Raw genomic sequence first — 14,387 nt, forward strand, 5'->3', positions numbered from 1 at the left:
GAATTTGAGAGGGAATTGCCGATGCCCGCCTTTGCTGCGCGCAACCTTGCGCCGAAACTCACTGCCCTGATTGCCGCGGGCTTGCTCTGCCTTTCCCCCGCCCTCGCCGCCGACGACGAAGTCCCCCCGAAGGGCGCCGCGGTCACCGTGCTCAAGGCCGCGAAAGCCTGTTTCGCCAATATCGTCGAAGTCTCCGGCACCATCATTGCGCGGGAGGAGAACCAGGTGCGGCCCGAGCGGATGGGGCTGAAGGTCGCCGAGGTGATGGTGGATGCGGGCGACAGCGTCACCGCAGGCCAGGTGCTGGCGCGGCTGACCCTGCCCGAGGGCGGGCAGATCGCGGTGCAGGCGCCGGTGGGCGGGGTGATCTCGGCCTCGACGGCTTCCGTCGGCGCGATGGCTTCGGCTAAGGGCGAAGCGCTGTTCTCGATCATCGCGCGCGGCGAGTTCGACCTGGTCGGCATGGTGCCGACGCGCGACATCCAGAAGCTTCAGGTCAACCAGACCGCGCGGATCAAGGTGATCGGCGCCGGCGAGGTCGACGGCAAGGTGCGGCGGCTGTCAACCACAGTGGAGCCGAACAGCCAGCTCGCACAGGTGTTCCTCGGCGTCACCACCAACCGCCGCCTGCTCGTCAATTCCTCGGGCCGCGCGCAGATCAAGACCGGACAGAGCTGCGGCGTCTCGGTGCCGCTCACCGCCATCCTCTATGGCTCCGCCGGCACCGTGGTGCAGGTGGTGCGGCGCGCGCGCGTCGAAACGCGGCGGGTGGAGACCGGGCTGATGTCGGCAGGCCAGGTCGAGATCACCTCGGGGCTGGCCGAAGGCGACATCGTAGTGGCGCGCGCCGGCGCGCTGCTGCGTGAGGGCGATCCGGTGCGCGCGGTGACGGCGAGCGCGGACGCGAAGTAGCTGGCGGCCACAACTCCGGTGTCGTCCCTGCGAACGCAGGGACCCATAACCACCGGCGCTCGTTGTGTGTTAGAATGTCTGCTACCGGGCTTCATCGATAGATCACGCGGTATGGGTCCCTGCGTTCGCAGGGACGACATCGAATTTTGTGTTTCGCGCATGTATTACGTTTACATCCTCGCGAGCCGGCGTCATGGGACTCTGTATATCGGGGTAACCAATTCTCTCGCAAAACGGATGGAGCAGCACCGCAATGGCGAGGGCTCCTCGTTTGTCAAAACCTACGGCGTTTACCGGCTGGTTTATGTCGAGGCGTTCGAACGGCCGGATGAAGCGATTGCCCGTGAAAAGCAGCTCAAGCGCTGGAAGCGCGATTGGAAGATCGAGCTGATCGAGCGCGAGAATCTGGAGTGGCGCGATCTCAGCGATCTGATTGTTTGAGGGAAGCTCACTCTCTCGTCGCCCCTGCGAAAGCAGGGGCCCATACGCCGCGGCCGGTGTGAAGGGCACATTGGAAGACGGCTTCGGTTCAGCAAGCGACAGCGGTAGTTGGCAGAGCGTCAGCCACCACGCTTCATCGATGGATCACGCGGTATGGGTCCCTGCGTTCGCAGGGACGACGTGTTGATAGGGATGTGCGCGAACGCGCCCTCACCCGCCGATGCGGACGTCTTCCAGCAGCGACGACGACACCTGCGGCACCTGCTCGCCGTCAGAGGCGCGGGAGATGGAGATGCGGGTCTTGTTGAAGGCGGTGGCGGCGCCGGACTGCGAACTCAGATTGTTCAAGAGCTCGGTCACCAGCACGCTGTACTGGCCCTTGCCGTCATCGGCCACCTTACCCGGCGTCGCCGAGGTCAGGATCAGCGCGTTTTCCGGCGCGGAGATCGGGGCGAGGCCGTGGGAGTAGGAACGGAAACGGCGCTCATATGGGTTGCGGCGGGAGGCATCGACGACGACGAGCTTGGCCTTGGCGCCCTTCTCGGTCATCGCGTCCAGCACCTGTTCGATCGAGACGCCGTCGCGGCGGACGTCGGCTTCCTTCCAGATCGCAGCATCGACCGGGATCATGAAACTCTCGCGGCCGACCTGGACGCCATAGCCGCCGAAGAACAGCATCGCCACGGTGTCCGGCTTGATCTTGGCCTTCAGGCGGACGATGGCGCGGGCCATGTCGTCCTTGGTGGCGTCCTCGACCACGTCGACGTCAAAGCCCTTGCCGCGCAGCGCGGCGGTGAGGCCGCGGGCATCGTTGATGGGCTGAGCGAGCGGGGCCGACGCATCCGGGTAATGGCCGTTGCCGATCACCAGGGCAACGCGGCTGGCCGACGCGCCGATCGAGCCGGTCTGTTCGGTTCCGATCGCCTTGGCCACGTCGAGCGAACGCTTGTTCAACGCCGCATGGGCGCCGATCGCCAGCGACACCAGGCCTGCGAAAGCAACGGCAATGGTGAGGCTGCGGCGGGAAATGCGGAGCTGACCGATGTTCATCGCTGTACCATTCCCAAGTTTTTCCAAAGGCGCCAAAGCAAGACCGCGCCAGTTAGTCGCGTGAGGACCGTTCAGGTTTGAAGGGGTTGCAAGCTGTGTGCCGGCCAATTGCGCTCAATTTGCGGCACCGCAACAACCGGGCTTTTAGCCTGTCGGGCCCTCCCGAACAACCTCGTTTGACGCATGGTCCCAGTTGTTGCCGATACTGGCGGAAGGTTAATTCTAGCTAAGTGACCTAGATCACATTTGTATTTTTCACGGATTTGTCTAGTTTTCAAAGGCTTGCAGGCCCGATCCGGCCGGCGGTGGCCGCCTTGAGCTGTATGCCATGCTCAACGCGACCCTCCCTTCACCGTTCCGGCGGAAAGAAACTGAATGGGCTTCCACACCATTGCCGGCGCCGCATATCGGTCGCTGACCGCGCGGAAAGACGGCCCCTCGCTGTACGACGTCTGCGATCCCGTGCTGCTGAAATACCGCGGCGGCGACCCCCATCTCGGCCAGTTCTATCGGACCGCGCTGGGCAATCCGGCGCTGCGGCCGCTGCTGCGGCGGACCGGGCTACCGGCGCTGCGAGATGAGAAGCGGCTCGGCACCTTGCAGGAGGCGCTCCGGCGGGCGCGCGACGAGGCCGAGCCGGACTGGGCCGCGGTCGGCGCCCCGATCGCCGAGTTGATGGCCGATATCGGCGTGCACCACCCCTCCCCGCAGCCGGCGGCGGCAACTGGCCGGACGCCTGACGGAAGCGAGATCGATCGGGTGATCCGCCGCTGCGGCGCCCATCTCCTGCGCTCGTTCGCCAAGAACGGCTTCATCCCGACCTATGCCGCCTTCAACCTGATCGGCGACCCCGACATGGGCGGGCGCGAAATGCTGATGGCGCTGACCGGGCTGAACTCGCGCGGCTACAAGAACTCGACGCTCTTGTTCAGCCTGGCGCGGATCTTCATCGCGCATTCGCCGGCCCGCGCGCTGATCAACCCGCCCTGGACCGGGATCGCTGAGCCGATGTGGCAGCCGATGCAGATCCGCCACCGCTCGGCCTATTACGACGCCTTCTTCACCGAGGCGCTGCTGAGCTATGTCGAGACCGGGCTGGCGTCAGCCGATGAGGCCACAGCGTCACGGCGAGCGATCGCGGACATGGTGGATTTCTGCCTCAAGACCTCAGCCGAGGAAGTGCCCTCGCATGACGGCTCCACGGTGCGCGTGATCACCGCGCTGGCGCCGCTACCGCATCCGCGCTTCTCGCGCTTCTTCGCCCAGATCAAGCAGGACCTCGGCTTCGGTATCTACGTGCCTGACTGTGACACCACCGCGTGTTCGTTCTCGGCGGCTACCCAGGCCGGCTCGACCGATCCGATCCTCGACCAGCCGCTCTTGGATTTCTACCGCGGCTATCAGGTGCGCGAGGGCGCCAACGAGCCGCGCGTCACCGTGCCCCTGAACGACAACATCGATTACGAGGGCGGCGTCGTCACCTGGATCGACAACCTTGAGGGCGACCGGCCCTATGGCAACGACCTCGATCCCACGCTCAATCTCGACATTCTCGAAGTCTCCTTCCGCAACCTGAAACGCTGGAAGATCCTGGAGACGCCTTCGCGGCTGGAGACGGTGCATCGCATCATCGGCTTCCAGCGGCGGCTGGTCGAAAGCGGGGCCTTCGCCAATCCGCGCTCGCATATCTATTATCTGCCGGAACTCTACTCCGCCTATTTCGGCCGCTGCCATGCCGCGTTCATGGCGTTGCCATCAGCGGCGCGGCGGGCGATCGATCCGGACGGCACGTTCGCCTTCATCCGTGGCAAAGTGCTGGCGTATGTCGAAGGTGAATTGATCGCGCGCGAGATGAACACGTTCGACGCCGCGCTGGCGCTGATGGCGCTGGCGCATCTCGGCGCCGATGTGAAAACGTTCGCGCCAGCGCTGCACGTCATTGTCGCCAGCCTCGGCGAGGGCGGAAGGCATGGGCCGTACAAGGCCTATGAATGGAACAAGATGAAGACGCCGACGCGGATTCTCGTCGGCGGCCCCGAGGTGACATCGGCGTTTGTGCTGATGGGGCTGGCGTTGGCGCGGGGAGTGATGATGAAGGGCAAAGTATGAACGTAGCCCGGATGGAGCGAAGCGAAATCCGGGAAAACTGTAACCGCCCTGCGAAACTGTCCCGGATTGCGCTTCGCTCCATCCGGGCTACGATTCCGCAATGACAGGAAGTTGACAGCGATGCGACGGTCTGGCTCTGGCAAGGCGGACCCTTTGTCCGCACAATCCGCCGAATTGTTGCGCATCATTCCGCTGGGACTGCCGATGAATTTACGGAAATTGCTGTCCGCCATTGTACTGCTGTCGCTCCCCGCCATCGCGCAGGCGGCCGACATCACCGGCGTCCCGAAAATCCGCGAAGGCGATCAGCTCCAGATCGGCAACCACCGCATTCGTCTCGGCGGCATCGACGCGCCGGCCGCCGATCAGCTCTGCCTCAACACCAAAAGCGAGCGCTGGACCTGCGGCGCCGCCGCACGCGACGAACTGATCAAGCACTTTGGCGGCAAGAGCTGGACCTGCCAGACCAGGGGCGCCGTCGATCGCCGCGGCCGTATCGTGGCGCGTTGCCAGGCCGACGGCGAGGACATCCAGAAATGGCTGGTGTCGAACGGCTGGGCGCTGGCGCTGACGCGGATCTCGCGCGACTACGAAGCCGACGAAAAGGCCGCGCGCGAGGCCCAGGCCGGGATGTGGCAGGGCGCGTTCATCGCGCCGTGGGACTGGCGCATCCGCAACAAGAAGACCGCCATTCTCGGCGCGGTTAAACCGCCGGAGAACGCCAAGGCGATCCTGCTGGCGTCGGCATCGGGACCGGTAGCGCCCTCGCCCGACTGCACCATCAAGGGCAACGTCAACCGCTCCGGCGAGTGCATCTATCACCAGCCGACGAGCCGCTGGTATGCGAAGATCGAGATGAAGATCTCAAAGGGCACGCGCTGGTTCTGCTCGGTCGAGGAAGCCGAACTCGCCGGCTGCCGCGAGACGCGGCGGTAGCACCATAGCCCAGACGTACTACCCTTCGGGGCCTGACATCGCGGAGCGCTGGATGTGACCGACACCAATGGCGCGCAATCTCCGGCCAGGCCGAAGCGTTCGCGGTGGAAGCGCGCTGCTTGGATCTTGCTGCTCGTTGTCATCGTCTACGGCGCCGTCGCCTATCTGATACTGCCGTTATTCTGGACCCATTACGAACATCAAAAAGGCCTCGCCCAATTACCGATGGTGACGCGGACCGGCCAGGGCATTCCCGGCGATCCAATCAATGTCGGGCTGGTCGGCGAAACCAAAGACGTGGTCTGCGCGATGCACGCCGCCGGCTGGTATCCGGCCGACCAGATCACGCTGAAATCCTCGATCGAGATCATCGGCAGCGTGCTACTCGACCGTCCCTACAAGGACGCGCCGGTGAGCAATCTCTATTATCTCGGCCGCCGCGAGGATCTCGCCTATGAAAAGCCGATCGGGGCCAGCGCCGACCGGCGCAACCATGTGCGCTACTGGAAGGTGCTGGAGAGCGGCGCGGAGAAGCGACCGGTCTGGCTTGGAGCGGCGACAGAGGATCGCGGCGTCGGCGTCAGCAAATACACTATAGCCGTTACGCACCATATCAGCCCCGACCTCGACGCCGAGCGCGCGCTGCTTGCGGCTGATCTCGAAAACGCCGGCATGGTCGAGGCGAAATATCAGGTCACCGGCATCGGGCCGACGATTGCGGGCCATAATGGCGGCGGCGACCTCTATTACACCGACGGCGAAATCTGGGTGCTGCGCCTGGTCGAAGCCTGCAAAAAGCGCGAAGGGCCAGCGGTGACGATCCCGAGCCCGCCGGCAACCGAATTGAAGGATCAGATCTGGCGCGCGATCGCCAACGCTGTGGGGAAATAGGATGTGCGGATTGCCGTTGTTGTGAAGAGCAATGAGTGCAATTTGACCTATTTTGCAGCTCTGGATTGCTTCGCTGCGCTCGCAATGACGGCTCCAATCCAATACTATGACGCCCAAACCTCATGCGCTTCGATTCCGCGTACTTATCAATAAGGACAACCAAAAAATGACCGTTCGCGCGGGCCGGGAATTTCTGGCCATCCCCGGACCTACCACCATGCCCGACGAGGTGCTGCAGGCGATGCATCGGCCGGCGCTCGATATCTATTCCGAACAGATGCTGGAACTGACCGACAGCCTGCTCGCCGATCTGTCAAAACTGTTCGCCACCAAAGGCAAGTCCTACATCTACATCGCCAATGGCCATGGCGCGTGGGAAGCGACGCTTTCCAACGTGCTGTCGCGCGGCGACAAGCTCCTGGTGCTGGAGAGCGGACGCTTTGCGATCGGCTGGGGTCAGGCGGCGGCGGCGATGGGCGTCGAGGTCGAGGTGCTCAAGGGCGACTGGCGCCGCGCGATCCGTCCCGCCGAGGTCGAGGCGCGGCTGAAGCAGGACAAGGATCACCGCATCAAGGCGATCGTAGCTGTCCAGGTCGATACTGCCTCCGGCGCCTATAACGATATCGAAGCGATCGGCAAGGCGATCAAATCTACCGGACATCCGGCGCTGTTTATGGTCGATACGGTCGCCTCGCTCGGCTGCATGCCGTTCGAGATGGACAAATGGGGCATCGATGTCGCGATGTCCGGCTCGCAGAAGGGCCTGATGACGCCGCCGGGCTTGGGCTTCGTCGCCGCCAACGACCGCGCCCGAGAAGTGCACAAGAAGGCCAATCTGCGCACGCCCTATTGGGACTGGACCGAGCGCGAAGGAGCTGAGCACTACCGCAAATATGCCGGCACTGCGCCGGTGCATTTGCTGTTCGCGCTGCGCAAGGCGATCGACATGCTCCATGTCGAGGGACTGGAGAACGCATTTCTGCGTCATAGCCTGCTCGGCGAAGCGGTGCGCCGCGCGGTGGCGGCGTGGTCCGAGGGTCAGGTGATCGGCTTCAATATCGCGGAAGCCAATGAGCGCTCCAACACGGTGACGACGGTGACGATGAACGGCTTCGATCCGGCCGCGCTGCAGCGTTACTGCAAGGAGAAATGCGGCGTGGTGCTGGGCACCGGCATCGGCGACCTCTCCGGCCAGGCGTTTCGCATCGCCCATATGGGCCATGTGAATGCGCCGATGATTCTGGGCACGCTCGGCGTCGTCGAGGTCGGCCTCAATGCGCTCGGCATCCCGCACGGCAAGGGCGGAACCGAAGCCGCGATCGAATATCTCGGCGAGAACGTCGCGGCGTGAGAGCGACTATCGCCGGCCTAAGCTGTCGTCCCTGCGAACGCAGGGACCCATACCGCGTGATCTATCGATGATAGCGTGGTGACTGACGCTCTCCGTTAGTCAACTAGGGCTGTGGCTACTGAAGCGAAGCCGCCGTGCCGCGTGCCCTCCACAACGGCCGCGGCGTATAGGTCCCTGCGTTCGCAGGGACGACGCGGACCGCATATCCTTTCGCGCTCACGCGCCAACTCCCTTTCCCATCCCGTTTTTGTACGTATACTGGCATACCAAGCCGGGCGCTGATCCGTGCACGAACAAGAGTGGGAGTGAGGCGATTGGCGTCCGTTGATTTGCGCGGCCTGACCAAGCGATTTGGCTCGCTTGCGGTGGTCGATAACGTCTCATTGAAAATCGGCCATGGACAACTGGTCTGCCTGCTCGGGCCCTCCGGCTGCGGCAAGACCACGACGCTGCGGCTGATTGCGGGCTTCCTGGAGCCATCCGACGGCGAGATCCATGTCGGCGAGCGGCTGGTGTCGTCGAAAGCGCGCACGCTGCCGCCCGAGCAGCGCAGCATGTCGATGATTTTCCAGAGCTACGCGCTGTGGCCGCACATGACGGTGACGGAAAACATCGTTTATGGGCTGCGCCTGCGTAAACTTGACCGCGACACGATTGCGAAAAAACTCGCGGCGATTTTGGCCACGACCAAGCTCGACGCGCTGGCGCAGCGATATCCCGGCGAACTCTCCGGCGGGCAGCAGCAGCGCGTGGCACTGGCGCGCGCGCTGATCGTCGAGCCGGAGACGTTGCTGCTCGACGAGCCGCTCTCCAACCTCGATGCCAATCTGCGCGAGGAGATGCGGTTCGAAATCCGCCGCCTGCACGACGAGTATCGCTACACCACCGTCTATGTCACCCACGACCAGTCCGAGGCCATGACCACGGCCGACATGATCGCGGTCATGAATGGCGGGCGGATCGACCAGCTCGGCACGCCCGAGGACATCTACGCGCGGCCTGAGTCCGAATTCGTCGCCCGCTTCATCGGCGCCAGCAACGTCATCAAGGGCACCTCGCGCGACGCCAACCATGTTGCCTTCGCTGGCGCGACGTTGAAGGTGGTCGGCGCGCCGCTCGCGGCAGGCCAGGACGCCGTGGTCGCGATCCGCCAGCACGATATCGGACTGTCGACGCAGGCGCCGGCTTCATCAGAGAATGCGATCAAGGCCGTCGTCACGCGACAGGTCTATCTCGGAGCCGCGCGAGACTACATGGTCGAGGTGGCGGACGGCACCAGTTTGCGTGCCACCACACCGACCGAAACCAACGTGCAAAAGGGCAGCGAGGTCTGGCTGACGCTGCCGCCCGAGCGCTGCCGGGCGCTGAGCCGGTAAAACAAGAAGAAACGGGAGGACGCGATGGAGGGACGAAAACTTTCACGGCGCAACATCCTGCAAGGCTCAGTCGCGCTGGCCGCCGGAACCGTATTCGCCTCTCCCGTTCGTGCTCAGGCGCCGGAGCCGGTCGCGATCACGCCGACGCTGGTGGAGGCGGCGAAGAAGGAAGGCAAACTGATCTTCTATTCCTCGATGGACCTGCCGGTCGGCGAAAAGCTCGGCAAGGCGTTCGAGGCTGCCTTTCCGGGCGTAACCATCCAGATCGAACGCTCCGGCTCGGAACGGCTGTTTCAGCGGATCGACCAGGAATTTGCGAGCAACATTCGCGCCGCGGATATCGTCAACTCTTCCGATGCCTCGCACTTCATCAGCTGGAAGAAAAACGGCTGGCTGATGCCGTTTGTGCCCGAGGACGTCGCCAAACATTTTCCGGACAGCTATCGCGACCCCGACGGCATGTTCGCGACCTCGCGCGTGTGGCTGTCGTCGATCGCCTACAACACCAACCTTGTGAAAGCGGAGGATGCGCCAAAAAGCTTTGCCGATCTGCTCGATCCCAAATGGGCGGGCAAGATGGTGAAAGGACACCCCGCCTATAGCGGCACCATCATGACCGCGACGTTCCAAATGGTGCGCGAACTTGGCTGGGAGTACGTGGAGAAACTTGCAAAGCAGCGCGTGATGCAGGTGCAGTCATCGACCGATCCGCCGAAGAAGCTGTCGCTCGGCGAGCGCGCCGTGATGGCCGATGGCAACGAATATGGCATCGTGCTGTTGAAGGAAGCCGGCCAGCCGGTCGAGCCGGTTTATCCTGTCGAGGGTACGCCCACGATTTCCGGGCCGACCGGCATCTTCAAGACCGCGCAGCACCCCAACGCCGCAAAACTGTTCCAGGCCTGGCTGCACACGCGTGAAACCCAGCAGTTCTTTTGCGACTTCACCGCGCAGTATTCGGTTCACCCGCAGGTGCAGTCGAAGCCGGGAAGGCGAAAGATTTCCGACATCAAGCTGATGAAAGAGGATGCGGAGGGCGTCGAGAAAATGGCTGAAGAGATCAAGACGCGCTATGCGCGGCTGTTCAGGGTTTGAACTATCTCCTCATGGTGAGGAGGCGCGAAGCGCCGTCTCGAACCATGAGGCCACCGTGGCTTTCATCCTTCGAGACGCGGCGAAGACGCCGCTCCTCAGGATGAGGAGAACACCTTGCCTGTGGATCAAATGACTATCGCAGCAACCACCGACACCCCAAAATTCCGCATCGATTGGACAAAACCGGTGCTGTGGCTGTTCGCGGCCTTCATGATCGTGCTGATCGTGCTGCCGATGTCGTGGCTAATGCTCTACGCCTTCACGGACAAGGCGCGGCATCCGACGCTGCAGAATTTCGTCACGCTTTTTACCGACCCCGCCTTCCTCGATCCGCTGCTGACCACCGCGATCATCGCCACCTCCTCGGCGGTGATTTGCTGCATCGTTGCAGCTCCGATCGGCTGGCTGGTGTCACGCACCGACATGCCGGGGCGGCAGACCATCCGCGCGCTGGTGACGGCTTCGTTCGTCACGCCGCCCTTTCTCGGCGCGGTCGCCTGGGAATTGCTGGCGGCGCCGAACAGCGGCATGCTGAACCAGCTTTATCGCTATCTCACCGGTGCCGAAGACCCTCTGTTCAACATCTATTCGCTGCCCGGGCTGATCTTCGTGATCTCCTGCTACACCTTCCCGTTCGTGTTCGTGCTGGTCGCCAACGCGCTCGACAATATGCCGGGAGAATTGGAAGACGCCTCCGCCATTCTCGGCGGCAAGGCATGGACCACGGCGCGGCGCGTCACGATACCGCTGGCGCTGCCCGCGCTGGTCGCCGGCGCGCTGATCGCGTTCTTGCAGGCGATGACGCTGTTCGGATCGCCCGCGATCCTGGCGCTGCCGGCGGGCTTCCACACCATGACGACGAAAATCTGGAGCCTGTTCCAGTATCCGCCGAAGCTCGAACTCGCTGCCGCCGCGGCCGTGCCGCTGCTGCTGCTGACGATCCTGCTGCTGCAGGGCCAGAAGTTCCTGCTCGGCCGCCGCGGCTTTTCTGTCGTCGGCGGCAAGTATGGTGCGCCGCGTCCGATCGAGATGAAGGGGTGGCGCTGGGCGGCGCTGGCGTTTTGCCTGATCGTACTGCTCAATCCGGTGTTCCTGCCCTATTTCGCGCTGCTCAATGCGGCATTTTCGCCGAACGCGACCACGCTGGTGACGCCGTCGACAGCGACGCTGCACAACATCGTGTTCGTCTTCACCGAATTGTCGTCGACCCAGCTCGCGCTGAAAAACACGGTGATCCTGGGCGCATCGACGGCGACCATCGGCACGATCCTCGCGCTGGTCGTCGCCTATGTCACGACCCGCCGCGTGATCGCGAGCCATCGCGTGCTCGGCTTTCTCGCGACCGCGCCGGTTGCAGTGCCCGGCATCGTGCTCGGCGTCGGGCTGTTCCTGAGCTACACGCGGCCGCCCTTCGTGCTCTACGGCACGCTGTGGATCCTGCTGGTGGCGTTCCTCACCATCAATCTCCCCTCGGCCTATCAGCAGTTGCAGGCCGCATTCGCGACCATTCACCCCGAGCTGGAAGACGCCAGCCGCATCCTCGGCGCGACGCGACTGCAGACGCTGCGCCAGATCACCGCGCCCTTGCTGCGCACCGGCGTGATCGCGACCTGGTGCTTCATCTTCATCGGCGTGATGCGCGAACTATCCGCAGCAATCGTGCTGTTCACCTCGCAGACCAAGGTGCTGTCTGTCCTGATCTACGACCTCAACGAAAGCGGCGACCTCGCGGCGATTTCGGTGCTGGGCATCGCGATGCTGGTGATTACGTTCGCGGTGGTGCTGGCGGTGAACAGGATTCCGGTGTTCGGCGGCGGCGCCGCGGCGAGGTTGCGGAATAACTAGAGATTCGTAGGGTGGGCAAAGCGCAGCGTGCCCACCATTCCTGGAACGGATAGATGGTGGGCACGGCGCTTGCGCACCTTTGCCCACCCTACGCATCTACGGATCGGCGCATCTGGTAATCCGCCACATTCCTCCCGATATAAGGCACAATCATTGAGCCATATGAGGACCGCGTGACCCAAGCCGCCACCAGAAAGCCTGCCCTGTCGCCGCCGATCGCGCCGCGCCGCCCGCATTCCTTCACCACGCACGGCATCACGGTGACCGACGATTATGCATGGCTGAAGGATGCCAGATGGCAGGAAGTGCTGCGCGATCCATCGATCCTGGACCCGGATATCAGAAAGTATCTGGAAGCCGAGAACGACTACACCGAGAGCCTGCTCGGCCACACTGCGTCCTTGCAGAAGAAGCTGGTCGCGGAAATGCGCGGCCGGATCAAGGAAGACGATTCCAGCGTGCCCGCGCCGGACGGCCCGTTCGCCTATTTGCGGAAATTCCGCGAGGGCGGGCAGCATGAAATGTTCGGCCGCACGCCGCGCGATGGCGGCGATGTACAAATCGTGCTCGACGGCGACGCATTGGCCGCCAACCACGAATACTTCAAGTTCGGCAGCGCGCGGCATTCGCCGGACCACAAACTGCAAGCGTGGACCGCCGACACCAAGGGTTCGGAATATTTTTCCGTTCGCGTGCGCGATTGGGAGTCCGGAGCTGATCGCGACGATCTGGTCGAGGAGACCGACGGCGGCATCGTCTGGAGCAAGGATTGCAACAGCTTCTTTTATGTGAAGCTCGACGACAACCACCGCCCGATGCAGGTCTGGCGCCATAAGCTCGGCACCCAGCAGGCCGACGACACGCTGGTTTACGAGGAGAAGGACTCCGGCTGGTTCACCCATCTGCATGAGAGTTCTTCCGGCCGGTTCTGCGTCATCGCCGGCGGCGATCACGAGACCTCGGAGCAACGGCTGATCGACCTCGACCATCCCGAAGCGCCGCCGCGGCTGGTCGCGGCGCGCGAGGAAGGCGTGCAATATTCGGTCGCCGACCGCGGCGACGAGCTGTTCATTCTCACCAACGTGGACGACGCGATCGATTTCAAGGTGGTCACCGCGCCCCTTGCCGCCCCCGAGCGCGCCAACTGGCGTGATCTCATTCCCTATCGGGAAGGCGTCTACGTCCTGGACGTTGAGCTCTATGCCGGCCACATGGTGCGGCTGGAGCGTGCCAATGCGCTGCCTGCGATCATCATCCGAGACCTCACTACTGGCGAGGAGCACGCCATCGCGTTTGATGAAGCTGCCTATTCGCTTGACACCATGGGCAGCTACGAATTCGAGACCACTAATTTGCGGTTCTCCTATTCGTCGATGACGACGCCGGCGGAAGTCTATGACTACGATATGGCTGATCGAACGCGGGTGTTGCGCAAGCGGCAGGAAATTCCGTCCGGCCACAACCCCGCCGACTACGTCACCACGCGCATCATGGCGACCTCGCATGACGGCGCGCAGGTGCCGGTCTCGATCCTGCACCGCAAGGACCTGGTGCGCGACGGCCAAGCGCCGCTGCTGCTCTACGGTTACGGCTCCTACGGCATGGCGATGCCGGCCTCATTTGCTGCCAATCGCCTGTCGCTGGTCGATCGCGGCTTTGTCTATGCGATCGCGCATATCCGCGGCGGCGCGGATAAAGGCTGGGGTTGGTATCTCGACGGCAAGCGCGAGAAGAAGACGAATTCGTTCGATGATTTCGCAGCGGCAGGGCGCGCGCTGATTGATGCGAAGTACACGAATGCAAAACGCATCGTCGGCCATGGCGGCAGCGCCGGCGGCATGCTGATGGGCGCGGTCGCCAACCGATCAGGCGAATTGTTCGCCGGCATCGTCGCCGAGGTGCCGTTCGTCGACGTCTTGAATACGATGCTCGACGACACGCTGCCGCTCACGCCGCCGGAATGGCCGGAATGGGGCAACCCGATCGAAAGCGAAAAGGACTTTCGCACCATCCTGTCCTACTCGCCCTACGACAACCTCGCGGCCAAGGAATATCCGGCCATCCTGGCGATGGGCGGACTGACCGATCCGCGCGTCACCTATTGGGAGCCCGCGAAATGGATCGCACGCCTGCGCGCGACGATGTCGGGCGGCGGCCCGGTGCTGCTGCGTACCAACATGGGAGCTGGCCACGGCGGCGCATCCGGGCGGTTCAACCGGCTGGATGAAGTCGCAATCGCGTATGCGTTCGCGCTGTGGGCGGTGGGGCTGGCGGAGAAGGCGAAGGCCGTTTCGTAATTCGTAGCCCGGGTGGAGCAAAGCGAAACCCGGGGGTTTGCTGAGCGAGCGGCCCCCGGATTGCGCTTCGCTCCATCCGGGCTACGA

At 63.5% G+C, this 14,387-nt stretch carries 11 protein-coding genes; 10 read left to right on the forward strand and 1 reads right to left on the reverse strand.

Features of this window, described 5'->3' with window-relative positions:
* Positions 1 to 21: 21 nt before the first annotated feature.
* Together KIP88_RS30990 and KIP88_RS30995 are read left to right on the forward strand one after the other, a co-directional pair.
* The gene (locus tag KIP88_RS30990; protein WP_214491928.1) at positions 22 to 912 is read left to right on the forward strand and encodes an efflux RND transporter periplasmic adaptor subunit; all 891 of its coding nucleotides are present in this window, start codon (positions 22 to 24) and stop codon (positions 910 to 912) included.
* A gap of 159 nt (positions 913 to 1,071) precedes the next feature.
* Positions 1,072 to 1,353, forward strand: a complete 282-nt coding sequence (locus tag KIP88_RS30995; protein ID WP_057848341.1) for a GIY-YIG nuclease family protein — start codon at positions 1,072 to 1,074, stop codon at positions 1,351 to 1,353.
* A gap of 210 nt (positions 1,354 to 1,563) precedes the next feature.
* On the opposite strand, the gene KIP88_RS31000 is transcribed toward KIP88_RS30995, so the two are convergent.
* On the reverse strand, positions 1,564 to 2,403 hold the full coding sequence (locus KIP88_RS31000; protein ID WP_214491929.1) for a caspase family protein: 840 nt from the start codon (positions 2,401 to 2,403) through the stop codon (positions 1,564 to 1,566).
* A 375-nt stretch (positions 2,404 to 2,778) separates the two neighbouring features.
* Here KIP88_RS31000 and KIP88_RS31005 point away from each other — a divergent pair, with 375 nt between their 5' ends.
* The 8 genes from KIP88_RS31005 (at position 2,779) to KIP88_RS31040 (ending at position 14,300) form a co-directional block, all read left to right on the forward strand.
* Positions 2,779 to 4,512: a hypothetical protein gene (locus tag KIP88_RS31005; protein ID WP_214491930.1), complete on the forward strand. Its 1,734-nt coding sequence runs from the start codon at positions 2,779 to 2,781 to the stop codon at positions 4,510 to 4,512.
* Between the two features lie 204 nt (positions 4,513 to 4,716).
* Positions 4,717 to 5,448 carry a thermonuclease family protein gene (locus tag KIP88_RS31010; RefSeq protein ID WP_214491960.1) on the forward strand — a complete coding sequence of 244 codons (732 nt, stop codon included), beginning with the start codon at positions 4,717 to 4,719 and terminating at the stop codon, positions 5,446 to 5,448.
* Between the two features lie 54 nt (positions 5,449 to 5,502).
* Entirely contained in the window at positions 5,503 to 6,339 is an 837-nt protein-coding gene (locus KIP88_RS31015) for an LssY C-terminal domain-containing protein (protein WP_214491931.1), read from the forward strand.
* Between the two features lie 166 nt (positions 6,340 to 6,505).
* Positions 6,506 to 7,690 (forward strand): alanine--glyoxylate aminotransferase family protein, encoded by a 1,185-nt coding sequence (locus tag KIP88_RS31020; protein WP_214491932.1) that lies wholly within the window; start codon positions 6,506 to 6,508, stop codon positions 7,688 to 7,690.
* Between the two features lie 305 nt (positions 7,691 to 7,995).
* Complete coding sequence (locus tag KIP88_RS31025; protein ID WP_308163678.1) at positions 7,996 to 9,066, forward strand: ABC transporter ATP-binding protein; 1,071 nt, start codon at positions 7,996 to 7,998, stop codon at positions 9,064 to 9,066.
* A 24-nt stretch (positions 9,067 to 9,090) separates the two neighbouring features.
* Positions 9,091 to 10,158, forward strand: a complete 1,068-nt coding sequence (locus KIP88_RS31030) for an ABC transporter substrate-binding protein (protein ID WP_214491934.1) — start codon at positions 9,091 to 9,093, stop codon at positions 10,156 to 10,158.
* A 129-nt stretch (positions 10,159 to 10,287) separates the two neighbouring features.
* Positions 10,288 to 12,003 carry an iron ABC transporter permease gene (locus KIP88_RS31035; protein WP_214491935.1) on the forward strand — a complete coding sequence of 572 codons (1,716 nt, stop codon included), beginning with the start codon at positions 10,288 to 10,290 and terminating at the stop codon, positions 12,001 to 12,003.
* A gap of 173 nt (positions 12,004 to 12,176) precedes the next feature.
* The gene (locus KIP88_RS31040) at positions 12,177 to 14,300 is read left to right on the forward strand and encodes a S9 family peptidase (RefSeq protein ID WP_214491936.1); all 2,124 of its coding nucleotides are present in this window, start codon (positions 12,177 to 12,179) and stop codon (positions 14,298 to 14,300) included.
* Positions 14,301 to 14,387 lie beyond the last annotated feature (87 nt).

Source organism: Bradyrhizobium sp. SRL28, from assembly GCF_018596315.1.
Classification (GTDB): Bacteria; Pseudomonadota; Alphaproteobacteria; order Rhizobiales; family Xanthobacteraceae; genus Bradyrhizobium.

Excerpts from the sequence above, each read along its gene's own strand:
- KIP88_RS30995 (WP_057848341.1), top strand. The coding sequence starts at position 1,072 with ATGTATTACGTTTACATCCTCGCGAGCCGGCGTCATGGGACTCTGTAT.
- KIP88_RS31005 (WP_214491930.1), top strand. The coding sequence starts at position 2,779 with ATGGGCTTCCACACCATTGCCGGCGCCGCATATCGGTCGCTGACCGCG.
- KIP88_RS31010 (WP_214491960.1), top strand. The coding sequence starts at position 4,717 with ATGAATTTACGGAAATTGCTGTCCGCCATTGTACTGCTGTCGCTCCCC.
- KIP88_RS31030 (WP_214491934.1), top strand. The coding sequence starts at position 9,091 with ATGGAGGGACGAAAACTTTCACGGCGCAACATCCTGCAAGGCTCAGTC.
- KIP88_RS31020 (WP_214491932.1), top strand. The coding sequence starts at position 6,506 with ATGACCGTTCGCGCGGGCCGGGAATTTCTGGCCATCCCCGGACCTACC.
- KIP88_RS30990 (WP_214491928.1), top strand. The coding sequence starts at position 22 with ATGCCCGCCTTTGCTGCGCGCAACCTTGCGCCGAAACTCACTGCCCTG.
- KIP88_RS31000 (WP_214491929.1), bottom strand. The coding sequence starts at position 2,403 with ATGAACATCGGTCAGCTCCGCATTTCCCGCCGCAGCCTCACCATTGCC.
- KIP88_RS31035 (WP_214491935.1), top strand. The coding sequence starts at position 10,288 with ATGACTATCGCAGCAACCACCGACACCCCAAAATTCCGCATCGATTGG.